Source organism: Nocardioides alkalitolerans (assembly GCA_038184435.1).
In the GTDB taxonomy this organism is placed as follows: domain Bacteria; phylum Actinomycetota; class Actinomycetes; order Propionibacteriales; family Nocardioidaceae; genus Nocardioides; species Nocardioides alkalitolerans_A.
In genome coordinates this window covers 3,840,185-3,863,485 of sequence record CP116227.1, presented here as the reverse complement: position 1 = coordinate 3,863,485, position 23,301 = coordinate 3,840,185, and the positions used below count along the sequence as shown (strand labels likewise).

Here is a 23,301-nt window from a genome sequence, read left to right as displayed (position 1 = left end):
GGGACCCGTCACGCGCGCAGGTCCTCCAGCAGCTCCAGCGTGCGCTCCCACGCCTCGGTGGCGGGGTCGATGACGATGAAGTGGTCGCCGTCGACCTCGGTCAGGGTCGCGTCGTCGCCGGCCACCGTCGCCGCGGCCACGTAGTCCCGCGACTGGCGGAGCGGCACGATCGTGTCGGCGGTGCCGTGGACGCAGCGGACCGGTACGCCGAGGGGCAGGTGCCGCGCGGGATCGGCCGCGTCGTACGCCGCGGGGTCGGCCTCCGCGTCCCCGCCCATGAGGGCCAGGACGTTCGGGGCGGCGTTCGCGTCGGAGAGCCCGGCCGTCAGGTCGAGCACCCCCGCCTGGCTGACCGCGGCGGTGACCGGCACGCGCACGGGCGACCAGCGCTCGAACCGGCCGCGGGCGGCGGCCCACACGGCGAGGTGCCCGCCGGCGGAGTGCCCGAGCGTGACGACCGTGGCGCGCTCGGCGTCGGTCAGCTCCTCGACGTCGGCCAGCAGGTCGATCCCGGCGGCGACGTCGTCGAAGGTGGCGGGGTAGCCCCCACCCCCGCCGTCGCCGTCCCCGACGCGGCGGTACTCCAGGTTGAGTGCCGTCCAGCCGTTCTCCGCGAGGCTGAGGGCGAGCGGCGCGCCGAGGCTCGCGTCGTACTCGGCCTTCCAGAAGCCCCCGTGCACCACCACGACGACCCCCTTGGAGGCCGGGCCGTCGGGGTCGGCAGCGGCGCTGGGGCGGTAGAGGTCGCCCCACTGCGAGGAGTCGTCGCCGTAGGCGATCCGCCGCGGGCTCATGACGTCGGTCCCGGGCAGCTTCGTGGCCTCCGGGGGCGGCGGGTCGTCGGCACCGCCGGGCAGGCCGTCGTCGGCGCAACCGGCGAGGCCACCCAGGGCCAGCCCGCCGCCGAGCCCGACGCCCAGCGCCGCGAGCCCCCGTCGTGTGAGTCGTGCACCGTCAATCCCCCCGTCAGTCCCCCCGTCAGTCCCACCGTCCCTGCCTCCCACGCTTGACCTCCGATCGCCGGGTCTTCGCCGCGAGCCGTCGTCGCTGCGATCCCCGGGTGGGCTTCGTCGCCCGACGCGGTGCGGATGGCGGGGCGGCCGCGTCGCGCAGGAGCGCGGCCAGGCGCACCCGCGCGGCTCGCCGGTTGTCGCGCTGCGCGCGGTGCTCGCTCGCGACCACCACGACGGTCCCGTCGACGAGGCGGCCGGCGAGCCGCTCGAGCACCCGTTCCCGCAGGTGGTCGGGCAGCGAGGACGAGCGGGCGAGGTCGAGCACGAGCTCGACGCGGCTGTCCGTGGTGTTGACGCCCTGGCCCCCCGGCCCGGACCCGCGCGAGAACCGCTCGACGAGCTCGCTCGCAGGCACGCGCCAGCGGGCGTTCACCTCGAGGTCGGCGGAGAGGTCCACGGCTCGTCCGGGCTCAGCCGAGGGGGAGGTACGTCGACAGGTCCGTCCGCTCGCCGCTGCGCGTGAGCGCCGTCCCGGCCTCGTCCCACGCGGTCTCCCCCGTGGCGAGCCGGATCCACGTGTCGGCGTCGGTCTCGACCACGGCGGGCGGCGTGCCCCGCGTGTGCCGCACGCCCGGGACGACCTGCACCGCGGCGTACGGCGGGACCCGGACCTCCACAGAAGCGCCGGGCGCCCGCTCCTGGAGGATCGCGAGGTAGTGCTTCACCAGCAGCTTCCGGTCCGCGCGGTCGGCGTCGCCGGCGCGCCAGCGCGCGAGGGCGGCCGCGACGTCGGGGGCGGCGGCGGGCAGGAGGCGACGGGGCACCCTCCCATCGAACCACCCTCCCGCGCCCGGACGGAGTCGTGGCCCCAGCGCGCCGTCGTCCGGTGCGCTGGGGCCACGACTCCGCGGTGCGGCGTGGTGCGGTCAGCTCAGACGGATACCCAGGCTGGAGGGGACGGTGACCTGGTAGCGGGCGGTCTCCGTCGTGCCGGTGCCGGAGTAGCTGTACTCCCGCACCTGCGCCGTCACGGCGCTGTAGGTGCGCTCGCAGAGGATGCTCTCGCCGGGGGCGAGGGTCACGGTGCCGCCGGCCGACGAGGCTTCGCTCGCGGACTGGCTGACGGACTCGCTCACGCCCACCGATGCGGACGCACCGACGGCGGCGACCTGCGCCGACACGCTCAGCTCCGCGCTGGCGCTCGACTCCACGCTGCGGGAGATCGTCTGCGAGAAGCCGCAGGTGAAGCTCGCGGTCGTCCCCGAGCTGTTCTGCATGGGGACCGTCTCCACCACGGACGTCGACACGGAGGTGCTGAGCACCTGCACGCACTTGCCTGAGCTGCTGCCCCCCACGCACTCGTCCGCCTGTGCGGCTGGCGGGGCGACGAAGAGGGTCGTTCCGATGACGGCGGCAGCGGCACCCGAGAGGGCCAGTGCTCTCTTCATTGTTCGACTCCTGTGTTCGGTTGTGTCGTGCTCTGAAGAGGCCTCACTTCTGGTCTACCAAGGTCCGGAGGGGCCCGCAAAGCCCCCCGGGGGTATCACGCGGTGTCAGGTCGCCCTTTCGGACGAGGGCGTCCCGCGTCTCAGCCCTCCGCGCCCTGGCCGGGCTCCTCCTCGTCGGGCACCCGGGGCTGGAGGATCTGGAGCAGGGCGTAGACCGAACGTCCCGCGTCCCCGGCGGGCTCCTCCCCCGCCGCCCGGCTGCGCACCGTCCACCGGTGCAGCACCTCGGTCAGCTCGCCCTCGAGCGCGGACGCCTCGTCCTTCGTCAGCAGGAAGGTCGCCTCCGTGATGCTGCGCAGCACGGCGGGGTCCCGGGCGGCCGTGTACGCCGCGTCCACCGCCCGGTGGGCCCGCGCGCCCGCGCGTCCGCGCCAGGCCGCGGCGACCGCCGTGCCCCCCGGTGCTGCGGCCACCGCCTCCAGGTCGAGCCGGAAGCCGTCGCCACCGTCCGCGGCGCGCCACACGCGGTCGCGCCGGTCGCGGGCGAGCTCGGGAGCCTCCTCGACGAGCCCGTAGCCCGCCAGGTTGCGCACGTGGAAGCTCACCTGGTTGGCGGGGAGGTCGAGCAGCCGCGCGAGGTCGGCGGAGCGCTGCGGTCCGCGGGCGTTGAGCTCCTCGAGGATCCGCGAGCGCACGGGGTGGGCGAACGCGCGGAGCACGCGCGGGTCGGTGATCGACGGGCGTCCGGGCATGAGCGCGACCTTACCGCCAGTCCGCACCACCCATTGCGCACCATTACTTGCGCAATGACACGTGCGGATCTACCGTCCTCCCATGACCGGCTACCGCCAGCTCGCCCGCAACCGCGACTTCACCGTGCTGTGGGTGGGCGAGACCGTCTCCGAGCTCGGCAACCGCACCAGCGCCTTCGCCTACCCCCTCGTCGCCCTCGCCCTCACCGGCTCGGCCGGCACGGCGGCGCTCGTGCAGGCGGCGTACTTCGGCGGCATCGTCCTCGTGCTCCTCCCCGCGGGCGCGCTCGTGGACCGCGTGCACCGCGGCCGCCTCCTGCGCGCGGTCTCCCTGGCCGGCTTCGCCGTGTACGGCGCGCTCGCCACCACCCTCGCCACCGGGACCCTCCCGGCGGCGGGCCTCGTGGTCGGCGCGCTCGTCGCCGGCGGGCTCGCGGGGATCTACGAGCCGGCGCAGGTGTCGGCGGTGCGCTCGGTCGTCGCGACCGCCGAGCTGCCCACGGCGCTGGCGCAGAACCAGGCCCGGGGCCACGTGGCGGGCCTCGCGGGCGCCCCGCTCGGCGGCGTGCTGCTCGGCGTCGGGCGCTGGCTGCCGTTCGCGCTCGACGCGGCGACGTACCTCGTCTCGTTCCTCACCCTCGGCCGGATCCGCACCGACCTCGCCCCGGCGGCCCGGCGCGAGGGGCGCCTGCTCGCGGGCGCGGGGCGGGAGGTGGTGGCCGGGGCGCGGTACGTCGCGCGCCACCCCGTCATGCGGGTGCTGGCCGTCTGGTCGGCGCTGGGCAACCTCGTCGTCAACGGGCTGCTGTTCGTCGTGCTGGTGCGGATGGCCGAGGCGGGCCACAGCCCGGCCGCGATCGGCGTGGCGATGGCGGTCGTCGGGGCGGCGGGCATCGTCGGGGCCGCGATCGCGCCGGCCGTCATCGACCGCACCCGCACCGGGCGGCTCACCGTCGCCGTCGGCTGGTCGTGCGCCGTGCCGCTGGTGCCCCTCGTCTGGTGGGCCACACCCGTCACCGCCGCGGCGTGCGTCGGGATGCTGGTGCTCCTCAACCCGATCGGCAACGCGGGCATCGGCGCCTACCGGATGTCGCTGACCCCGCCCGAGCTCCAGGGGCGGGTCGCGGCGACGACGGCGTTCCTGTCGTGGTCGCTCATGCCGTTCGCGCCGCTCCTCGGCGGGGCGTTGCTCGCGGCGTACGGCGGGTCGGTCGCCACGGCCGCGCTCCTCGGCGGGTGCCTGCTCACCGCGCTCCTCGTCACCTGCAGCCGGAGCGTGCGCCGGGTCCCGCGGCCGCGGGAGTGGGCGACGGCCGCCTGACCCCCCGACGCGTCGTGGCCCCAGCGCCCCGGAAAACGGTGCGCTGGGGCCACGACCCGGAACGGTGGATCAGGCGTGCGGCTTGTTCTCGTGCTCGTGGTCGGGGATGGCGTTTGGACCGGCCGGGCCCTCGTCGGGCTTGCCGCTCTCGGAGTCGGGGTAGCCCGCGACGGCCTGGTCGGGCGCGATCGGGGTGTCGGCGTCGGCGGGGTCCATGCCGCTGACCTCCGAGACCTGCCCCTCGGACTGCTGGTCGTCGTGCTTCTGATCGCTCATGGCCCCATCGTGACGTGGGGCGACAAGCGCGATCAGCCCAGGACCGCCGGCAGCGTCGCCACCCAGGCGGCACGGGCCTCGGCCACGGGCAGCGTGAACTGGCCCTCGACCACGAGGTCCTCGCCACCGGTGCGGCCGATGACGGCCGCGGGCACGTCGTGCGCCGCCGCCCGCGCGAGCAGCTCGTTGAGCGCGTCCGCCGAGACGGAGACGAGCACCCGGCCGGTGGACTCCGCGAAGAGCGCCACGAACGGGTCCTCGTGCACCTCCGCCAGCGCCACGGTCCCACCGATGCCGCGGTGGAACGTCGACTCGGCGAGCGCCTGGGCGAGGCCGCCGTCGGAGAGGTCGTGCGCGGAGGAGGCGACGCCCACGAGGTCGGCGAGCAGACCCGCGAGGCGACGCTCCCCGGCGAGGTCGAGCGCCGGCGGGCGACCGCCGAGGTGGCCGTGGACGACGTGCGCCCACTCGGAGCCGGAGAGCTCCTCGCGGGTCGTGCCGAGCAGCACGAGCTGGTCGCCGGAGGTCTCGAAGCCGGTGGGCGTGCGGCGGGTGACGTCCTCGACGACGCCCAGCACGGCGACGACCGGCGTCGGCAGGATCGCCGTCTCCCCGGTCTGGTTGTAGAGGCTCACGTTGCCGCCGGTCACCGGCACGCCGAGCTCGAGGCAGGCGTCCTTGAGGCCGCGGCAGGCCTCGGCGAACTGCCACATGACGGCCGGGTCCTCGGGCGAGCCGAAGTTGAGGCAGTCGGAGACGGCGAGCGGCACGGCGCCACCCGTCGCGACGTTGCGGTACGACTCGGCGAGCGCGAGCTGCGCGCCGGCGTAGGGGTCGAGCTTCGCGAAGCGACCGTTGCAGTCCGTGGAGACCGCGACACCGAGGTTGGTCTCGTCGTCGACGCGCACCATGCCGGAGTCCGACGGCTGCGCGAGCACGGTGTTGCCCCGCACGTAGCGGTCGTACTGGTCCGTGATCCACGACTTGTCGCAGAGGTTCGGCGACGCGACCAGGCGGAGCAGGGTCTCCCGCAGCTCGTCGCCGCCGCTCGGCCGCGGGAGGGCCTCGGCGGCGTCGGCCTGGAGGCCGTCCTGCCAGTCGGGCCGGGCGAAGGGACGCTCGTAGACCGGTCCGTCGTGGGCCACCGTGCGCGGCGGCACGTCGACGACGCGCTCGCCGTGCCAGTCGATCTCGAGACGGCCGGTGTCGGTGACCTCGCCGATGACCACGGCCTCGACGTCCCACTTGGCGCAGATCGCGAGGAACGCGGCCACGTCGTCGGGCTCGACGACGGCCATCATCCGCTCCTGGCTCTCGCTCATGAGGATCTCCTCGGGAGCGAGCGTGGAGTCGCGGAGCAGCACCTTGTCGAGCTCGACGTGCATGCCGCCGTCGCCGGCGCTGGCGAGCTCGGAGGTGGCGCACGAGAGACCGGCGCCGCCGAGGTCCTGGATGCCGGCGACCACGCCGGCCGCGAACAGCTCGAGCGTGCACTCGATGAGCAGCTTCTCCATGAAGGGGTCGCCGACCTGCACGCTCGGGCGCTTCGCAGGCCCGTCGGCGTCGAACGTCTCGGAGGCGAGCACGGAGACGCCCCCGATGCCGTCGCCGCCGGTGCGCGCGCCGTACAGGATCACCTGGTTGCCCGCACCGCTCGCCTTGGCGAGGTGGAGGTCCTCGTGGCGCAGCACGCCGACGCAGAGGGCGTTGACGAGGGGGTTGCCGAGGTACGTCGCGTCGAAGACCGCCTCGCCGCCGATGTTGGGCAGGCCGAGGCAGTTGCCGTAGTGGCCGACGCCCTCGACGATGCCGGGCAGCACGCGGGACGTGTCCTCCGCGTCGAGCGGTCCGAAGCGCAGCGGGTCCATGACGGCGACCGGGCGGGCGCCCATGGCGAGGATGTCGCGGACGATGCCGCCGATGCCCGTCGCGGCGCCCTGGTGGGGCTCGACGTAGGACGGGTGGTTGTGGCTCTCCACTTTGAACGTCACCGCGTAGCCCTGGCCGATGTCGATGACGCCCGCGTTCTCGCCGATGCCGGCGAGCATCTTTCCGGCCCGCGTCTCCTGCGGGATCTCGGAGAACTGGCGCAGGTGCACCTTGGAGCTCTTGTAGGAGCAGTGCTCGCTCCACATGACGGAGTACATCGCCAGCTCGCTCGACGTCGGGCGGCGCCCGAGGATCTCGCGGATGCGGGCGTACTCGTCCTCCTTCAGACCGAGGTCGGCCCACGGCTGGCTGCGGTCGGGGTCGCCCGCCGCACGCTCGACGGTGTCGAGGACCGAGGGGGAAACAGCGGGAGCAGCAGCGTCCGTCACGGGCCGCATCGTATCGCCGTCCACACCCGTGCCCCGCCACAGGAGTAAGTCGTGGGTAAGTGGGGAAGCAGGACCCGCCGGTCCACGCGGCGACGACCCGTCGTCGCGTGGTGCCTGAATTGCTACGTTGCGGGTCCAGGCCCGCACCGAGTCGATGCGAGGAGCACTCGAATGTCGAACCCGTCCGATCCCTATCCGCAGCAGGGCGGCCAACCCCCGCAGCCGGGTGCTCCCGGGTACGGCGCGCCCCAGGGCCAGCCGGGCTGGGGCCAGCAGCCGCCCCCGCCCCCCGGCCAGCCGGGCCAGCCCGGTCAGCAGGGCCAGCCGTGGGGCGCTCCGCCGCCGCAGGGCCAGCCGGGCGGCTACCCGCAGCAGGGCTACCCGCAGCAGGGTGGCTACCCCCAGGGCCCGCCGCAGGGCCAGCCGGGATGGGGCCAGCAGGGCTACGGGCAGCCGGGGTACGGCGCGCCCCAGGCCCCGCCACGGCCCTCCGTCCCCAAGGTGAATCCGTTCGCGGGCACGCCCATCAGCGACTACGTGCGTGACGGCGGGGCGTTCCTGCTGCTGCTGGCGCCGCTGTGGACGCTGTGGGACTCCAACGGCGTCGGCGCCGAGCGCTGGTGGGTGTGGGTCTCCGCCCTCATCGGCATCTTCTCCGTCGCGGTGCCCTACCTCGTCAAGTCGAACGTCCTGCCCATCCCGCCGGTGCAGGTGACGCTCGCGAAGGCCGCGCTCCTGCTGCCCTACGTGGGCAGCGTGCTGGCGGCGCTCATCAATGAGCTCATCTCCGGCGGCGACCGCTTCGACGGCGGGATCGGCGCCGGCGTGGCCCTCGCCATGGCGGGTGCCGTCCTCGCCATCTCCCCGCGCCAGTCGGAGGAGACGAACGGCCAGGCCACCGGTGAGGCGATCTGGTGGAAGGCGACGTGGATCCTGGCGTGGGCGACCGTCGGCCTCGCGGTGCTGACGTTCCTGCTCTACATCGTCTGGGGCCTCGCCGAGGACGTCGAGATCTTCGACCCGTTCCTCGCGTTCGCCGCGCTCGTGGTGGTGTCGGTGCTGATCCCCGTCGTCGCCATCGCCTGGCCGACCCTCACCCTGATGAAGCGCAGCGAGGAGGCCCGCCTCGTGCTGGCCACGCTGCTCCTGGTGGGTCTCGTGACCGCCATGTTCGCCGGGGACGACGGCTCGATCTTCGACGCCGAGCTGCACGGCTGGAACGTGCCCGGCTCGACGTTCTTCACGGTCGGCCTGCTCGCCGGTCTCCTCGTGACGCGCCCCGTGCAGCGGGCGACCACGCCCCAGGAGCCGTTCTGGGCCTGGGTCGGCGCGGCCAAGCTGGCGCTCTACGTCAACGCCGCTGTCGTCGGCCTCACGGTCCTCGGCACGCTCCTCGTGCTGATCTACATCCAGACCGAGGACTTCCTCGGCGACGGCTTCACCGGCTCGACGATCGTCTCGCTCGTCTTCGGCGTCATCGCGATCGCGCTCGCGGTCATCCCGACGACGATGCTGTCCGACCCCCGCAAGGGTCGTCTGGTCGTCGTCGGCATGGTGGCCGGCAACTTCGTCCTCGGCATCGTCTACGTCGCGGTGCTCAACGGCTCCGACGCGCTCAACGGCTACAGCCTCTCGGTCTACTCGGCCGGCGCCTGGCTCGGCCTCTCCGGCCTGGCCATCGCCGCGCTGACGGCCCCGCCGTCGATCCGCAACGTGCTCGGCTCGATCCTGCCGCAGGGCGGGCAGCCGGCCGGTGCGCAGCAGGGCCAGTACGGGCAGCCTGGCCAGCCGGGTCAGTACGGCCAGCCCGGCCCGCAGGGTGGCTACGGCCAGCCGCAGGGCCAGCCGGGCCCGTACGGCGCTCCGCAGGGCCAGCCCGGTCAGTACGGCCAGCCGGGTCAGCCGGGCCAGTACGGCCAGCCGGGCCAGCAGGGTGGCTACGGCCAGCAGGGTGGCTACGGCCAGCCGCAGGGGCAGCCCGGTCAGTACGGCGCGCCCCAGGGCCAGCCGGGCCAGCAGTGGCCGCAGCAGGGCCAGCCCGGCCAGCAGGGTGGCTACGGCCAGCCCCAGGGCCAGCCGGGCCAGCCCGGACAGCAGGCGTGGGGCGCCCCGCAGGGCCAGCCCGCGCAGCAGCCGCCGGCCCCGCAGGACGACCCGAGCGAGCAGACGATCGTGCGTCCCCCCGCGGGCGGCGACACGTCGCAGTTCGAGCGACCGCAGGACCCGCCGCGTCCGTGACCCGCGGCTGATCCGACCCACCGCCGACGGCCCCGTCTCCCCCGTGGAGGCGGGGCCGTCGTCGTACGTCGGGTGGGCCGCTCTGGCGCACCCTGGACACTGGGGGCGTGAGCGACCTCTTCTGGCCGGGTGACGAGCGGGCAGGTGCCCTCTTCGCCGACTCCGCACTCCTCGAGGGGATGGTGGCGCTCGAGGCGGCCTGGTCGGCCGGCCTCGTGGCGCACGGGCTGGCGCCCCGCGGCGTCGCCGTGAGCGCCGACGAGCTGCTCGAGCTGCTCGACGGCAGCGACGTCGCCCGGATCGTCCTCGACGCCGAGGGCGGGGGGAACCCCGTCATCCCGCTGGTCTCGACGCTCCGCAACCGGCTCGTCGAGGCCGGCCGGGAGGAGACCGCCCAGTGGCTCCACCAGGGCCTCTCCAGCCAGGACGTGGTCGACACGGCGCTGATGCTGTGCGCGGGGACGGCCCTGCGCCGGCTCGAGATCGAGCTCGGCACCCAGGCCCAGGCCCTCGACGCGCTCGCCGGCGCCCACCGCGGCACGGTGATGGTGGGGCGCACGCTCACCCAGCACGCCGTCCCCATCACGTTCGGCCTCAAGGCCAGCGGGTGGCTGGCGGGGATCGAGGACGCGCGGGCCTCGGTGGCGTTCGCGCACTCGGTGCTGCCGGCGCAGGTGGGCGGGGCCGCGGGCACGCTCGCCGTCACCGTGGAGCTCGCGCGGCGCCGCGGCCTCCGCGACCCGGAGGGCGCGACCGTCGCGCTCGCCCGCGAGACGGCGGCGGCGCTCGGCCTGGTGCCGGCGGCGCCGTGGCACACGACGCGCTTCCCGGTGACGCGCGTCGGGGACGCCCTCGCGACGGCGAGCTCCGCCATGGGCCGCATCGCCTCGGACGTGCTCACGCTGACGCGTCCCGAGATCGCGGAGGTCGCCGAGCCGCTCGGCACCGGCCGCGGGGGCTCGTCCACGATCCCGCAGAAGCAGAACCCGGTGCTGGCGGTGCTCGTACGTCGCGCCGCGATCACCGCTCCGGGCCTGGCGGGCACGCTCCACACGGCCGCGGCGTTCGCGAACGACGAGCGGCCGGACGGCGCGTGGCACGCCGAGTGGGCGACCCTGCGGGACCTCGCCCGACGCACCGTCGTCGCCGCGGCGCACACGTCCGAGCTGGTCGCGGGCCTCCAGGTCGACGTCGTCGCCATGCGCGAGCGCGCCCGCGCGGCCGGTGCGCTGCTGGCCGAGCGCGACGCCGTGCGGGGTCTCGTCGAGGTCGCCGGAACGGGTGGGGAGAATGCTGCCGATGACGGCGGCCCCTCGTCGTACCTCGGCATCACCGACCAGATCGTGCAGAACAGGACCCGCCCATGAGCGTCCCCGTCATCGACGGCGTCGAGCTGAGCGAGGCCGGCAACGGCCCGCTGCTGCTGCTCGGCCCGTCCCTCGGCACCTCCGCGACCGCGCTCTGGGAGCGGAGCGCGGCACTGCTCGCCGAGGACCACCACGTGGTCGGCTGGGACCTGCCGGGGCACGGGACGAGCCCGGCGCCCGGCGAGGCCTTCACGATGGCGGAGCTGGCCGGGGGCGTGCTCGCGTTCGCCGAGCGCATCCTGCGCGAGCGGGGCGAGGCGAGCGGCACGTTCGTCTACGCCGGGGTGTCGGTCGGCGGCGCCGTGGGCCTGCAGCTGCTGCTCGACGCCCCCGAGCGGGTGGCCGCGGCAGCCCTGATCTGCACCGGCGCGAAGATCGGCACGCCCGACGGGTGGCACGAGCGGGCCGCGATGGTGCGGGCGTTCGGCACGGCCACGATGGTCGAGGGCTCGGCGAAGCGCTGGTTCGCGCCGGGTTTCCCCGACCGCGAGCCGGAGGCCGCCCAGGCGCTCCTGGCGTCGCTCGAGGAGGCCGACGCGAGCGGGTACGCCGCGGTCTGCAAGGCACTCGCGACGTTCGACGTGCGGGACCGGCTGGGCTCCATCCGGGTCCCCGTGCTGACGGTGGCCGGGGTGTGCGACGAGGCGACCCCGCCGTCGGACCTCCAGACGATCGCCGCCGGGGTGGCGGACGGCCGCGCCGTCGTGCTCGAGGACGTGGCGCACCTCGCCCCTGCCGAGGCGCCCGCCGAGGTGGCCGACCTGCTGCGCCGCCACCTGGAGCAGGGCGCGGTCATCACCGAGTCGCAGCGCGCGGCCGCGGGCGCGATCGTGCGGCGCCAGGTGCTCGGCGACGTGCACCTCGACGGCGCCGGCGACGCGCCGACCCCGTTCACGCGGGACTTCGACGACCTGGTGACGCAGTACGCCTGGGGCTCCGTCTGGTCCCGCACCGGCCTCGACCGCCGCACGCGGTCCGTCGTCGCCCTCACCGCGCTCGTGGCGCAGCGCGACCACGAGGAGCTCGCCGTCCACGTGCGCGCCGCGCTCCGCAACGGGGTCAGCGTCGACGAGCTGGCGGAGGTCCTCCTGCAGACCGCCGTCCACTGCGGCACGCCCGCCGCCGCGGCCGCCTTCCGCGTCGCGCAGGAGACGCTGCGGGCCGAGGGCGTCGAGCTGTAGCCCGCGCCGTACGTCCTGCGGAACGGATGCGGTCTGGGGGCGCCCCGCGTTGCGTCCGTTCCGCAGAACTCGCGGCCGGCGGTGACTAGGGGTCGGCCGGCGCCGCCCCGTCCCCGCAGCGCCACCGGATCTCGGTCACGGCGGCCTGCTGCGCCGCCATCGACGCGGCGCTGATCAGCAGCTCGCTCCCGTCCCGCAGCAGCACCGCCACCTGCGCCGCGCCGTGGGCGCTGCGGGCCTCGACGGACCGCACCTCGCCGTACGGCAGCACGTGGCGCGCGAGGGGACGCACGAGGCTGCGGCGGTGGTGGTCCACGCCCGCCGGCCCGATGACGACCTCGTCGGCGCGCGAGAGGTGGCCGCGCACCGGCTGCATCCGACCGGGACGGCCACGATGGGTCGACACCGTCGGCACCGCCAGGAACCGCTGGCCCTCGGCGTCGCCGAGCACCCGCGGCGACGGCTGGAACATCGCCCGGTGGGCGAAGGGCAGCCGCCGGAAGCGGTAGACGAGGGCCAGCACCAGGAAGACGAGCAGCAGCCCGACGCCGATCCCCACCAGCACCCGCACCGCGTCGTCGCCCACGGGCCGCTGGTTACCCCGGGTGGCCGGCGTCCATGCCCCGACCACCCGGGGAGATCAGTCCTGCCGCTGGCGCAGCAGGTAGCGCTGCACCTTCCCGCTGGGCGTCTTGGGCAGCTCCTCGACGAAGTGCACGACGCGGGGGTAGGCGTGGGCGGAGTACTGGTTGCGCACCAGCTGCTGCAGCTCGACCGCGAGCCCGTCGGTCGGCGCGGTGCCGGGGGCGAGCACGACGTACGCCGTCACGGCCTCCCCGCGCACCTCGTCGGGCTTGCCGACGACCGCGACGTCGACGACGGAGGGGTGCGTGACGAGCACGCTCTCCACGTCGAACGGTCCGATGCGGTAGCCCGAGGCGAGGATGACGTCGTCGTCGCGGGAGGCGAAGAAGAAGTGGCCGTCCTCGTCGACGCGGCCGATGTCGCCGGTGAGGTACCAGCGGCCGTCCCGCGTGAACCGCTCCGCCGACTTCTCCGGCGCCTCGTGGTAGCCGCGGAAGAACATCAGCGGCGACGCCTCCACGTCGAGGGCGATCTGGCCGTCGACCACGCCGGCGGTGAAGCCGGGCAGGGCGGGGCCCATGGAGCCGGTACGCACGGGCTGGCGCACGTCGTCGTGCCAGGCGTTGACGATGCACATGCCGTGCTCGGTCTGGCCGTAGTGGTCGCGCACCTCGACGCCCAACGCCTCGCGCCCCCACGCGACGACGTCCGGCGTCAACGGCTCGCCCGCCGACGAGGCGCGGCGCAGGGAGAAGCCGGTGAAGGAGGGGTCCTTCGACATGGCGCGGTACATCGTCGGGGCGCCCGCGAAGCTGGTCACCCCGCAGCGGGTGAACACCTCGCGGGTGGCGTCCGGGGAGAACCCGGCGTCGAGCAGGATGTTGGGCCGACCGGCGACCAGCGGGCCGAGGATCCCGTAGTAGAGCCCGTAGGCCCAGCCCGGGTCGGCGGCGTTCCAGAACACGTCGTCGGGCCGGACGTCGAGCCCGAGGTCCACGTAGGCGTGGAAGGCGGCCAGCGCCCGCACCGGGATCGGCACGCCCTTGGGCTTGCCCGTCGTGCCGCTGGTGAACAGCATCGCGAGGAGGCCGTCGCCGCCGACCGCGACCGGCTCGGCGAGCGGCTCGCGGGTGAGGAGGGCGTCGAACTCGTCGCCGGTCACGAGCACGTCGAGACCCGGGATGGGGTCCAGCTTCGAGCGCTGCGAGGGCTCGGTGACGACCAGCCGGGCGCCGCTGCCGGAGGTGCGCGTCTCGATCGCCCCGGTCTGGAAGGCGGTGAAGAGCGGCACCAGGGCGGCGCCGAGGCGCCAGAGCGCGAGGAGGGTGACGACGTACTCCAGCCGCTTGCCCATGAGCACCCCCACCCGGTCGCCCGCGCCCACGCCGCGCTCGGCGAGGCCGGTGGCGAGGCGGGAGGACAGGTCGCGCAGCTCGCCGTGGGTCAGCACGCGCTCGCCGTAGCACGCGTCGAGCAGCCGGAAGGCCACGGCGTCCGGGGCGTGGCCGTCGTTGAGCAGGGTGGCGGCGCAGGCGTCGGGGGCGGCGTAGGCGGCCAGCCAGCCCTCGAGCTCCTCACGGACGCGATCGGCGACGACGGCGGTCACGGGTTCCTCCTAGAATGACGGTCGGTGTGTCACGGAGGTCACATGGTGCGGGCGCCGTCGGCCGCCCGCCACCCTCCGAGGAGGGGTGCGGAGGAGGTCGCATGAGCGGTCGAGCGCTGGACGAGACGCTGGGGCGGGTACGCCGCGGCGCCGCCGTCTCGCTCGCCTTCGCCGGCTCCGTGGTGGAGGGTCGGGTCACCCTCGACCGGTTCGAGGGCCGCACGGTCGGACGCCTCGCCGGCACGACGCTGCAGCCGGGCCACGGCCTCGGCGGCCGGGTCCTCGCGCTCGGGCGCGCGCACGCGTTCAGCGACTACCTGAGCAGCCGCTCGATCTCCCACCGGTACGACGCGATCATCGCCGCCGAGGGCCTCCACGCCATGGCGGCCGTGCCCGTCGTGGTCGACCGACGTCCCGTCGCGGTCCTGTACGGCGCGCTCCACTCCCCCGGCGACCTGGGGGGCCGCACGCTCGACGTGCTGACCGCGGAGGCCCGCGCCCTCGAGCAGGCGCTGGCCGTGGCGCGTGCCCTCGACACGGCGCACGACGACGGGGCCGCCGCCCTGCGCGAACGGGTGCGCGCGACGTACGCCGACCTCCGCCGCCTCGCCGCCGACCTCGACGACCCGCTGCTCCGCGACGCCCTCGTGCGGGCCGCCGACAACCTTGCCCCCGAGGCGCCCGCGTCCGCCGAGGCGCTCGCCCTCGTGCACCTCACCCAGCGGGAGCGCGACGTGCTCGCCCTCGTCGCCCTCGGGTCGAGCAACGCCCGCATCGCCGAGGAGCTGGGGCTGACCCTGCACACGGTCAAGGGCTACGTGAAGAACGTGATGGCCAAGCTCGGCGCCGCCACGCGGCTCGAGGCCGTCGTGCTGGCCCGGCGCGCGGGGCTCCTGGCCTGACCCGCGGCGCAGCCGGACGGGCCCTCAGATCGTCGCGACCGACCCCGAGTCGACGCGGTAGTTCGACCCGTTGACGAACGACGCCAGGTCGGAGCAGAGGAAAGCGACCACGTTGGCCACCTCCTCCGGCTTCCCGCGGCGGCCGAGCTCCATGTAGGGCCGCTCCTCGTCGAGGAAGCTCTCGATGGCCTCGTCGAACGACACGCCCAGCTCGTCGGACCGCTTCTCCATCATCGCGTCGGTCATCGGCGTGGAGATGAACGCGGGCGACACGCAGTTCACGAGGAGACCCTCCGCGGCGTACGAGCGGGAGAGACCCTTCGCGAACGACAGCACGCCGGCCTTGGCGGCGCAGTAGGGCAGCTCGTCGTCGTAGGGCTGGAGCGCGTCCTCGCTGGTCAGGTAGACGATCCGGCCCCAGCCGCCGTCGCGCAGCGCGGGGAGGAACGCCCGCGTCACGCGGACCGGGGCGAGCAGGTCGATGGTGAGGGTGTCGACCCAGCCGTCGTCGTCGATCTCGTGGAACTTGCCCTGCGCACCGGTCACCCCGGCCGCGTGGACGAGCACGTCGATCGTGGGCACGAGCCCGAGCACGGCGTCGCGCAGCTCGAGCGCTGCCGCCTCCGAGGTGAGGTCGGCGGCCACGTGGTGCAGCCGGCCGTCCGGGGCGTCGAGCTTGGCCGCCGCCTCCGCGAGGGAGTCGGGGTCCTTGTCGCTGAGCACGACGGTGGCGCCCTCCGCGAGGAGGATGCGGGCGGTGTGCCAGCCGATGCCGGAGTCGCCTCCGGTGACGAGTGCGGTGCGTCCTGCGATGCCGAGGTCCATGTCAGAGGTTGTAGCCCCCTCACCCCAACGGACTCACCCGACGGGGTGGACCCGTCCGCGCCGTACCCCTCCCCCGGCACCGGCCCCCGCGCTAGCGTCGGGGCGTGACCACGCGGCTGACCTCCCACGACCTCGTCGACCTCGTCATCGACGCCGGCAGGTGGCGTTCCTGGGACACGCCCCCGGAACGCGGGGACATCGCGGAGGGGTACGCCGCGGAGCTCGCCGCCGCCGCCGAGAAGGCCGGCACGGACGAGTCCGTCGTGACGGGCGAGGGCCTCATCCGCGGACGCCGCGTCGCGGTCATGCTCGGCGAGTTCCGGTTCCTCGCGGGCTCGATCGGGCGGGCGGCCGCGGACCGCGTGGTCGCCGCCGTGGAGCGCGCCACCGCCGAGGGGCTCCCGCTGCTGGCGGCGCCGGTGTCGGGCGGCACGCGCATGCAGGAGGGCACGCCGGCGTTCGTGCAGATGGTGCGGATCTCGGCGGCGGTGGCGACGCACAAGAAGGCCGGGCTGCCCTACCTCGTCTACCTCCGCCACCCCACGACCGGCGGCGTCATGGCCTCGTGGGGCTCGCTGGGCCACGTGACGGTCGCGGAGCCGGGCGCGCTCGTCGGGTTCCTCGGACCGCGGGTCTACGAGGCGCTCTACGGCCAGCCGTTCCCCGAGGGCGTGCAGACGTCGGAGAACCTCTACGCGCGCGGCATCATCGACGCCGTCGTCGCGCCCGAGGACATCGTCGATATCGTCGACCGGGCCCTCACCATCCTGCTCGCCCGCCGCCGGGGCGTCGGCACGGTGCCGCCGCCCGACCTCGCCCCCGTCCCCGACGTCGACACCTGGGACGCCGTGACGCGGTCCCGCAACCCGGAGCGCCCGGGGGTGCGGCGCCTGCTCAAGTACGCCGCGAGCGACGTCGTGCTGCTCAACGGCACCGGCGAGGGCGAGGCCGACCCCGGCCTCATCATCGCGCTGGCGCGCTTCGGCGACGCGCCCTGCGTCTTCCTCGGCCAGGACCGGCGGGGGCAGACGCGGGAGCACCCGATGGGACCCGAGGCGCTGCGGGAAGCCCGCCGGGGGATGCGGCTCGCGTCCGACCTCAAGCTGCCGCTGATGACGGTCATCGACACCCAGGGTGCCGCGCTGTCGGCCGACGCCGAGAACGGCGGTCTCGCCGGCGAGATCGCCCGCTGCCTCGCCGACCTCGTCACCCTCGACGCGCCCACGCTGTGCCTCATGCTCGGCGAGGGCAACGGCGGCGGCGCCCTCGCGCTCCTGCCCGCCGACCGGGTCGTCGCCGCGCAGCACGCGTGGCTCTCACCGCTGCCGCCCGAGGGCGCGAGCGCGATCGTGCACCGCGACCTCGACCACGCCGCCGAGATGGCCCGCGCCCAGCAGGTGCGCGCCCTCGACCTCGCGGCCCGTGGCGTCGTCGACGTCGTCGTGCCCGAGCTGCCCGACGCCGCCGAGGAGCCCGAGGCGTTCTGCGCGCGCGTCGGCGGGGTGCTCGAGCACGAGCTGTCGCGCCTGCTCGTCGCGGGCGCGGGGTCGGTGTCGCAGCGCGCCCGCCGCTACGCGTTCTAGGCCCGGGGGCGAGTCACAGGAGTTGACAACTTTCCCCGGTCAGCCGGGGAAAGTGTCGCTTTGACCATCAAATTTGATGGTCTAAGTGGCGTGTTCCCCGGTCAGCCGGGGAAAGTGCCGGACTGCCCACCACGACCGCTCCGGGTCGAGCCGGAGCGGCTCCGCTCAACCTGGGCCGAGGTCGTCGGCTCCCGACGCACCGCAGCGCTAGGGTCGCGACCGACCCCGACGGGCCGCGGCGACAGGGAGAGGCCATGGAGGTAGTGCCGACCCGCATCGAGGGCGCCTGGACGGTGACCCCGGTGCAGCTCCCCGACGAGCGCGGCGTCTTCCTGGAGTCGTTCCGCCGCGACACCGTCGCCGCGGTGACGGGCCACGACCTCGACGTGTGGCAGACGAACGTGTCGGTCAGCGGCCGCGGCACCGTGCGGGGCGTCCACTTCGCCGACGTGCCGCCGGGGCAGGCCAAGTACGTCACCGCCCTCACGGGGTCGTTCCTCGACTTCGTCGTCGACCTGCGGGTGGGCTCGCCGACCTTCGGCACGTGGGAGTGCGTGCGGCTCGACAGCGTCGACCGCCGCGCCGTGCTCATCGGCGAGGGCCTGGGCCACGCCTTCTGCGCGCTGGAGGACGCGTCGACGGTGCTCTACCTCTGCTCCAGCGTCTACGCGCCCGAGCGGGAGCGGACGGTGAGCCCGCTCGACCCGGCGCTCGGCCTCCCGATCCCGGCCGACCTCGAGCCCGTGATGTCGGCCCGGGACGCCTCTGCCCCCACGCTCGCGGAGGCGCTCGCCGCCGGTCTCCTCCCGACGTACGGCGCGGGGGACGGCGCACGGGACGGCGCGGCGGACCGCGCACCGGGCAGAGCCCAGGACGGCAGAACGCACCTTCCCGGACAACGAGCCGACGGCCCGACGAGTTCCCGCCATTCGCCACAAATTCTGGACGATTCCGGTCGTTTCTGATACTGGAACGCGGGCTCCTCCGTTCCGTATTCTCCTAGGGGATCGGACGACCACGAGTGCGGGGACACCATGGGAGACGGGTCCCGGCGCTCCAGACGAGGGGGCGGCACCAGATGAGGTTCTCGGGCAGACGACACGACGACCACGGGGGCTGCGGCGACGCACGTCCGGTCGACCCGGTGCCCGCGCGATGACCGAAGCGCCACCGGCGCCTCGTCCGCACCTCGCCGCCGACGCCGCCACCGACGCCGCCGACACCGCCGCTGCCGATGCACCCGCCGAGCTGCTGGTGCTGAGCAACCGGCCCTTCATCGCCTCCACCTTCGCCGAGCAGGCCGCCGCCCGCGGGTTGACGTCCACCCGCATCGTGCTGGGCGAGTCGCCCATCGAGCCCGCGCTCGTCGCCGCCAGCACCTGGGTCGTCGTGGACGTCTGCGGCGACCCGGCCGCCGCTGTGCGGTGGTGCCGTGCCCTGCCGCCGTCGACGACCCACCTGGTGCTGCTCATCACCTGCGAGCGCTCCGTCAGCAAGTCGGCCCTGGCCCAGCTGCTGAAGTGCCGGCCCTCCGGCGTGCTCGGCGCCGGCCTGGCCCCCGAGGAGCTCGTGTCGGCGCTGGAGATGATCCAGTGCGGCCACATGATCGTGCAGCTCGACCGGGCGGGCGAGACCGGCCGCTTCCTGCAGTCGCTCCTGCTGCGCGGAGCCCAGACCGCCGCCGTGCCCTCGCTCAGCGCCGACGAGCGGGAGCTCCTCGCCATGGTCGCGCAGGGTCTCTCCGACCTCGAGATCGCCCGCAGCTCCTACGTCAGCGAGGCGACGGTGCGGCGACGGGTCTCCGCCCTGCGCAAGCGCACCGACACGACCCGCCGGGTCGAGCTGGCGGCGTGGGCGGGTGCCCACGGCTACTACGAGCTCCCCGGTCAGTCCACCCAGCCGTCGAGGTCGTAGGACGCCATGCAGTCGTCGACCAGCGCCAGCATGCGGTCGGCGAGACCGGACCCGGCGGCTCCCCGGGCGACCTGGATCCGGGTGTCCTCCTCGTTGCCGGCGTAGCTGCGCTCGTAGAGCTCGTGCCGCCCGCCGAACTCGGTGCCGACGGCGTCCCAGAGCAGCTTCATCACCTTCACCCGTCCGACGGCGTCGTGGCCCCCGGACCCCCGCAGGTAACGGTCCAGGAGCGCCCGGACGTCCGGCGCGGCGAAGTCCTCGACGCCCGAGTTGAGGTAGATGAGCCCGCTGCCGACGGTGCTCAGCACGAGGCTGCGCACCTGGGCGTAGGCGATGGGGCCGAGCACGCGGTAGGCGAGGGCGTACTCCGCCGGCGGCTGCACGTAGGGCCCCGTCCACGGCCCCGCGGAGTGGATCATCGCGTCCGAGAGGGCCCGCATGGTGTGGCGCCACGTCATGACCTCGCCGACCGCGGCCTGCGTGCGCCGGAAGTCGCCGGTGCCGTTGACCTCGATCGCCCGCAGCATCAGGCCCGCGATGAACTCCAGCTTCACCGCGAGGCGCGTGGCCCCGTGGAGCGCGAACCGCGGCAGGAAGCCCGAGCGGTGGAAGAAGCCGTTGGCCATCTCCACGTCCCGGTAGACGAGGACGTTCTCCCAGGGGATGAGCGCCTTGTCGAACACGATGATCGTGTCGTTCTCGTCCATGCGGCTGCTCAGCGGGTAGTCGAACGGCGAGCCGGTCGCGGCGGCCGACTGCGCGTACGACGTGCGGCACAGGATCGTGCACCCGGGCGTGTCCACCGGGGCCATGAACGCCAGCGCGAACTCCGGCCGCTGCACCGGCATCCCGTGGTGCGCGATGAAGTTGTGGTGGGTCAGCGCCGACCCGGTCGCGACGACCTTGGCGCCCGACACGATCACGCCCGCGTCGTTGTCGCCCTCGGCGTGCACGTAGACGTCCCGCACCTCGTCGGGCGGCAGGTGGCGGTCGACCGGCGGGTGGACGAGCGCGTGGTTCACGTGGAGCACCCGCTCCTGCGCCGCGGTGAACCAGCGGCGCGCGTTGGGGGCGTACTCGCCGTAGAACTCCGCGTTCGCGCCCAGCGTCGCGAGGAACGAGGCCTTGTAGTCCGGGGTGCGACCCAGCCAGCCGTAGCAGCGCCGCTGCCACGCCTCGATGGCCGTCCGCGCCGTCTCCAGGTCCTCGCGCGACCGCGGGGGCCGGAAGAACGGGTGGGTGAACCCGCCGTTGCCCGTGTCGGTGGGCACGGTCAGGTCCGACCGGCCCGGCTCCTCCCACAGGGCGTCGTAGAGCCCCGCGATCACGCGCGCGTTCGCGGCGAAGGCGGGGTGCGTCGTCACGTCCTTCACCCGCTCGCCGTGGATGACGACGTCCCGGCCGTCGGCCAGGCTGTCGAGGTACTCCGCGCCCGTGAAGGGTCGCACCGTCCCGGTCGTGCTCTCGTCCGTCGTCACCGCTGCCTCGTCTCCTCGGTCGTCGCCGTCGTTCGTGGTCACCGCACCCGCCCTCCCCGCAGCGCCGCGAGCGGCGCGGCCAGCTCGGCCGGCGCGGGCATCGCCCGTGCCTCGTCCTGCAGTCGTCGGGCGGCCGCCGTGACGGCCCCCGACCGGAGCAGCCCGTCCGCCGCGGCGGTCACGGCCTCCGGCGACGCCGCGGGGCGCTCCAGCACCGCGGCCGCCCCGGTGGCCGCGAGGTGCGCGGCCAGCTCCGGTCCGTCGAACTCCCCCGGCACGACGAGCTGCGGTACGCCGTGGGCGACGCCCGTCGCCACCGTGCCGGGCCCGCCGTGGCTGACGAGCAGCGCGCACGACCGCATGAGCGCGTCGAGGGGCAGGAACGGCTCGACGCGCACCCCGGCGGGCAGGGCGACGCCGTCGATGGTCTCCGGTGCGGCCGTCGCCACCACGACGTCGGCACCGAGCCCGCCCAGCCCCCGCACCACGTCGCCGAGGTGGGCCCCGTCCGTGCCGAAGTGCTCCGCCCCGGTCGTGCCGAAGCACACCACCACGCGGGGTCGCGGGGGCCGTTCGGTGAGCCAGCGCGGCAGCACCGAGCGCCCCGGGAACGGCACGGGTCGCACCGGCAGCACCACCGCGCCTCCGGGGCGGTCGGGACCTCTGGAGCGGTCGGGCGCCGGGCCCCGCAGCGCAGCGGGCAGGAAGGTGATCGTCGCCTGGCCGACGGCGAGCTCCTCGGCCCACGCCACGTCGTACCGGCGCGCGCAGCGCTCGAGCCACGCCCGCAGCGCGTCGGGGCCGGGGCCGGCGGCGTGCACCCGGGCGCGCAGGCGGGCGAAGACGTCGACCGTCCAGACGAACCGCGCGTGGGCCGCGTCGCACGCCGCCGCGGCGACCGCCCCCGCGTAGGTCGACGTCTCCCAGACCACGACGTCGGGACGCCAGCGGCGCGCGAGCCGCACCACCGCGTCGAGCATCGGGTCGTTGACCGTGCGCCACCACCAGGTCACGACCTCGGCGTAGTCCGCGTGCAGGCGCTCGTCCGGCGGAGCGGCGGACCGCGCCCGGCCGTGCACGGAGGCGAACCCCGGCACGTCGGTGTCGCGCTCGAACCCCACGTGGCGCATCACCCGCCAGAAGCCGTGGTCCCGACCGACCGCGGCCACCGGCAGCCCCGTCGTGGCGACCTGGGCGGCCGCCGCGGGCTGGGTCGCGACGAGCACCTCGTGGCCGGCCGCCCGCAGCCCCCAGCCGAGCGGCACCAGCGGCTGCGTGGTGGTGCGCTCGGCGTAGGCCACGAGCAGGACCCGCACGGTTCAGTCGACCTGCACCCGGGGCACGTAGGTCAGCCACGAGCCCCCCGCCTCGGCGAAGCCCTGCTCCTTGGCACGGATCTCGGCCGCGTGGTTCCAGGCGAACAACAGCGCGAGGTCGGGGTAGGAGGCGCGGAACCCCTCGCTCGGCACCACCGGGATGCCCGACCCGGGGGTCACCCGGCCCTGCTTCGTCGGGCTCGAGTCGTAGACCACCGGGACGAGGTCGGGCCCGATCCCGCAGTAGTTGAGGACGGTCGCGCTCTTCGCCGTCGCCCCGTACGCCGCGACGCTGCGCCCGGCGGCGCGCGCCTCCTCCAGCACGGCCACCAGCTCGTCGGCGTTGGTGCGGACCCGCTCGCCGAACTCCCGCAGCCGGGCCGGGTCCGTGACGCCCGCGGCCCGCTCCTGCTCGAGCGCCGCCGCCACCGCCGGGGACGGGGCCCGGGCACCGGCGCGGGCCAGGGTGTAGCGCAGCTCGCCGCCGTGCACGGCCTGCGGCGCGACGTCGACGAGCTCGAGGCCGTGGCGGCGGGCCATCGCCTGCACCGAGTGGACGCTGAAGTAGTAGAAGTGCTCGTCGTAGAACTGGTCGAACGCCGTCGTCGCGAGGATGTCGCCCAGGTAGGGGTCCTCGAAGCAGAAGACGCCGTCGTCGTGGAGCAGCGCCTCGACCCCCGCCAGCACGGAGCCGATGTAGGGGATGTGGCAGAGGGTGTTGGCCGCGAAGACGACCTTCGCCGGCCCCTCCTTGGCCCGCACCTCGCGCGCCAGCTCCTCGTCGAAGAAGTCGACGCGCACGTCGACGCCCAGGCTCGCCGCGCGTCGGGCCACCTCCGCGGACGGCTCGACCCCCAGGTGGCGGACCCCCGCCGCCGCGACGTGCTTGAGGTAGACCCCGTCGTTGCAGCCCAGCTCGACGACGAAGGGGTCGTCGATGCGCAGCTCGCGCTCGAGGGCGTCGCGGGCCGCGGCCTCGAAGTGCTCGGCCATGCGGGTCGAGCCCGACGAGAGGTAGGGGTAGTCCTCGCGGAACATCAGCTCGCGGGGCACCTCGTGCACCATCTGCACCATCGTGCAGCCGGTGCAGGCGGCGATCTCCAGGTGGAACCTGAAGTCGCTCGACTCCTCCGCGGTGGCGAAGTCGTTGGACAACGGCTGCTCGCCGAGGTCCAGGAAGGGCGCGAGGCCCTCGCCGCAGACGCGGCACCGTGCCGGTTCGCTCATCGATTGCTCCC

General features: G+C 74.7%; 21 protein-coding genes. 8 read left to right on the top strand and 13 right to left on the bottom strand.

The genetic code is table 11. The features are described from left to right. Positions 1–8 precede the first annotated feature (8 nt). The 5 genes from PIR53_18375 to PIR53_18355 all read right to left on the bottom strand — a co-directional run bounded on the left by PIR53_18375 (position 9) and on the right by PIR53_18355 (position 3,153). A complete protein-coding gene (locus PIR53_18375) occupies positions 9–794 on the bottom strand; it encodes an alpha/beta hydrolase (GenBank protein WZH51970.1) in 786 nt (261 codons plus the stop codon). A gap of 184 nt (positions 795–978) precedes the next feature. Further along, positions 979–1,410: an alternative ribosome rescue aminoacyl-tRNA hydrolase ArfB gene (gene arfB / locus PIR53_18370; GenBank protein WZH51969.1), complete on the bottom strand. Its 432-nt coding sequence runs from the start codon at positions 1,408–1,410 to the stop codon at positions 979–981. Positions 1,411–1,423: 13 nt separating this feature from the next. Further along, positions 1,424–1,777: a sterol carrier family protein gene (locus PIR53_18365; GenBank protein WZH51968.1), complete on the bottom strand. Its 354-nt coding sequence runs from the start codon at positions 1,775–1,777 to the stop codon at positions 1,424–1,426. Positions 1,778–1,879: 102 nt separating this feature from the next. Continuing rightward, positions 1,880–2,401, bottom strand: a complete 522-nt coding sequence (locus tag PIR53_18360; GenBank protein ID WZH51967.1) for a hypothetical protein — start codon at positions 2,399–2,401, stop codon at positions 1,880–1,882. Positions 2,402–2,541: 140 nt separating this feature from the next. Next, positions 2,542–3,153 carry a helix-turn-helix domain-containing protein gene (locus tag PIR53_18355; GenBank protein ID WZH51966.1) on the bottom strand — a complete coding sequence of 204 codons (612 nt, stop codon included), beginning with the start codon at positions 3,151–3,153 and terminating at the stop codon, positions 2,542–2,544. A gap of 82 nt (positions 3,154–3,235) precedes the next feature. Here PIR53_18355 and PIR53_18350 point away from each other — a divergent pair, with 82 nt between their 5' ends. After that, positions 3,236–4,474, top strand: a complete 1,239-nt coding sequence (locus tag PIR53_18350) for an MFS transporter (GenBank protein ID WZH51965.1) — start codon at positions 3,236–3,238, stop codon at positions 4,472–4,474. Between the two features lie 69 nt (positions 4,475–4,543). Here the strand turns inward: PIR53_18350 and PIR53_18345 are convergent, their stop codons facing one another. Together PIR53_18345 and purL are read right to left on the bottom strand one after the other, a co-directional pair. Beyond that, complete coding sequence (locus PIR53_18345; protein WZH51964.1) at positions 4,544–4,750, bottom strand: hypothetical protein; 207 nt, start codon at positions 4,748–4,750, stop codon at positions 4,544–4,546. Between the two features lie 32 nt (positions 4,751–4,782). Then, positions 4,783–7,068 carry a phosphoribosylformylglycinamidine synthase subunit PurL gene (gene purL, locus PIR53_18340; protein WZH51963.1) on the bottom strand — a complete coding sequence of 762 codons (2,286 nt, stop codon included), beginning with the start codon at positions 7,066–7,068 and terminating at the stop codon, positions 4,783–4,785. A 171-nt stretch (positions 7,069–7,239) separates the two neighbouring features. On the opposite strand from purL, the gene PIR53_18335 reads away from it, so the two are divergent. The 3 genes from PIR53_18335 to PIR53_18325 all read left to right on the top strand — a co-directional run bounded on the left by PIR53_18335 (position 7,240) and on the right by PIR53_18325 (position 11,854). Next, the gene (locus PIR53_18335) at positions 7,240–9,306 is read left to right on the top strand and encodes a hypothetical protein (protein WZH51962.1); all 2,067 of its coding nucleotides are present in this window, start codon (positions 7,240–7,242) and stop codon (positions 9,304–9,306) included. 107 nt (positions 9,307–9,413) lie between these two features. After that, complete coding sequence (locus tag PIR53_18330) at positions 9,414–10,673, top strand: lyase family protein (GenBank protein WZH51961.1); 1,260 nt, start codon at positions 9,414–9,416, stop codon at positions 10,671–10,673. Continuing rightward, complete coding sequence (locus PIR53_18325) at positions 10,670–11,854, top strand: alpha/beta fold hydrolase (GenBank protein ID WZH51960.1); 1,185 nt, start codon at positions 10,670–10,672, stop codon at positions 11,852–11,854. The genes PIR53_18330 and PIR53_18325 overlap by 4 nt, the downstream gene beginning before the upstream one ends. Before the next feature lie 85 nt (positions 11,855–11,939). Here the strand turns inward: PIR53_18325 and PIR53_18320 are convergent, their stop codons facing one another. Both PIR53_18320 and PIR53_18315 read right to left on the bottom strand, forming a co-directional pair. Then, complete coding sequence (locus PIR53_18320; GenBank protein WZH51959.1) at positions 11,940–12,440, bottom strand: hypothetical protein; 501 nt, start codon at positions 12,438–12,440, stop codon at positions 11,940–11,942. 54 nt (positions 12,441–12,494) lie between these two features. After that, on the bottom strand, positions 12,495–14,045 hold the full coding sequence (locus PIR53_18315) for an AMP-binding protein (GenBank protein WZH51958.1): 1,551 nt from the start codon (positions 14,043–14,045) through the stop codon (positions 12,495–12,497). A 101-nt stretch (positions 14,046–14,146) separates the two neighbouring features. On the opposite strand from PIR53_18315, the gene PIR53_18310 reads away from it, so the two are divergent. Further along, entirely contained in the window at positions 14,147–14,947 is an 801-nt protein-coding gene (locus tag PIR53_18310; protein ID WZH51957.1) for a LuxR C-terminal-related transcriptional regulator, read from the top strand. A 24-nt stretch (positions 14,948–14,971) separates the two neighbouring features. Here PIR53_18310 and PIR53_18305 read toward each other — a convergent pair whose 3' ends face one another. Then, positions 14,972–15,772: an SDR family NAD(P)-dependent oxidoreductase gene (locus PIR53_18305; GenBank protein ID WZH51956.1), complete on the bottom strand. Its 801-nt coding sequence runs from the start codon at positions 15,770–15,772 to the stop codon at positions 14,972–14,974. A gap of 104 nt (positions 15,773–15,876) precedes the next feature. Here PIR53_18305 and PIR53_18300 point away from each other — a divergent pair, with 104 nt between their 5' ends. From PIR53_18300 to PIR53_18290, 3 genes are all read left to right on the top strand, one after another. Then, positions 15,877–17,355, top strand: coding sequence for a carboxyl transferase domain-containing protein (locus PIR53_18300; GenBank protein ID WZH51955.1), 1,479 nt, complete (start codon positions 15,877–15,879; stop codon positions 17,353–17,355). A gap of 254 nt (positions 17,356–17,609) precedes the next feature. After that, positions 17,610–18,320 (top strand): dTDP-4-dehydrorhamnose 3,5-epimerase, encoded by a 711-nt coding sequence (locus PIR53_18295; protein ID WZH51954.1) that lies wholly within the window; start codon positions 17,610–17,612, stop codon positions 18,318–18,320. A gap of 190 nt (positions 18,321–18,510) precedes the next feature. After that, positions 18,511–19,269 carry a LuxR C-terminal-related transcriptional regulator gene (locus tag PIR53_18290; GenBank protein ID WZH51953.1) on the top strand — a complete coding sequence of 253 codons (759 nt, stop codon included), beginning with the start codon at positions 18,511–18,513 and terminating at the stop codon, positions 19,267–19,269. On the opposite strand, the gene PIR53_18285 is transcribed toward PIR53_18290, so the two are convergent. Genes PIR53_18285 through PIR53_18275 form a run of 3 tightly spaced genes read right to left on the bottom strand, consistent with a single transcriptional unit; the run spans position 19,242 to position 23,290 of the window. After that, the gene (locus PIR53_18285; GenBank protein WZH51952.1) at positions 19,242–20,789 is read right to left on the bottom strand and encodes a 4-hydroxyphenylacetate 3-hydroxylase N-terminal domain-containing protein; all 1,548 of its coding nucleotides are present in this window, start codon (positions 20,787–20,789) and stop codon (positions 19,242–19,244) included. The genes PIR53_18290 and PIR53_18285 overlap by 28 nt on opposite strands. Further along, positions 20,786–22,063, bottom strand: coding sequence for a DUF1205 domain-containing protein (locus PIR53_18280; GenBank protein WZH51951.1), 1,278 nt, complete (start codon positions 22,061–22,063; stop codon positions 20,786–20,788). Before PIR53_18280 ends, PIR53_18285 begins: the two co-directional genes overlap by 4 nt. A 3-nt stretch (positions 22,064–22,066) precedes the next feature. Further along, positions 22,067–23,290: a class I SAM-dependent methyltransferase gene (locus PIR53_18275; GenBank protein ID WZH51950.1), complete on the bottom strand. Its 1,224-nt coding sequence runs from the start codon at positions 23,288–23,290 to the stop codon at positions 22,067–22,069. Between the last annotated feature and the right edge of the window lie 11 nt (positions 23,291–23,301).

What these genes read in the sequence shown, in the direction of transcription:
- PIR53_18375 (WZH51970.1), bottom strand. Translation starts at nt 794, where the DNA reads ATGAGCCCGCGGCGGATCGCCTACGGCGACGACTCCTCGCAGTGGGGC.
- PIR53_18360 (WZH51967.1), bottom strand. Translation starts at nt 2,401, where the DNA reads ATGAAGAGAGCACTGGCCCTCTCGGGTGCCGCTGCCGCCGTCATCGGA.
- PIR53_18355 (WZH51966.1), bottom strand. Translation starts at nt 3,153, where the DNA reads ATGCCCGGACGCCCGTCGATCACCGACCCGCGCGTGCTCCGCGCGTTC.
- PIR53_18350 (WZH51965.1), top strand. Translation starts at nt 3,236, where the DNA reads ATGACCGGCTACCGCCAGCTCGCCCGCAACCGCGACTTCACCGTGCTG.
- PIR53_18345 (WZH51964.1), bottom strand. Translation starts at nt 4,750, where the DNA reads ATGAGCGATCAGAAGCACGACGACCAGCAGTCCGAGGGGCAGGTCTCG.
- PIR53_18335 (WZH51962.1), top strand. Translation starts at nt 7,240, where the DNA reads ATGTCGAACCCGTCCGATCCCTATCCGCAGCAGGGCGGCCAACCCCCG.
- PIR53_18325 (WZH51960.1), top strand. Translation starts at nt 10,670, where the DNA reads ATGAGCGTCCCCGTCATCGACGGCGTCGAGCTGAGCGAGGCCGGCAAC.
- PIR53_18310 (WZH51957.1), top strand. Translation starts at nt 14,147, where the DNA reads ATGAGCGGTCGAGCGCTGGACGAGACGCTGGGGCGGGTACGCCGCGGC.
- PIR53_18305 (WZH51956.1), bottom strand. Translation starts at nt 15,772, where the DNA reads ATGGACCTCGGCATCGCAGGACGCACCGCACTCGTCACCGGAGGCGAC.
- PIR53_18295 (WZH51954.1), top strand. Translation starts at nt 17,610, where the DNA reads ATGGAGGTAGTGCCGACCCGCATCGAGGGCGCCTGGACGGTGACCCCG.
- PIR53_18290 (WZH51953.1), top strand. Translation starts at nt 18,511, where the DNA reads ATGACCGAAGCGCCACCGGCGCCTCGTCCGCACCTCGCCGCCGACGCC.
- PIR53_18275 (WZH51950.1), bottom strand. Translation starts at nt 23,290, where the DNA reads ATGAGCGAACCGGCACGGTGCCGCGTCTGCGGCGAGGGCCTCGCGCCC.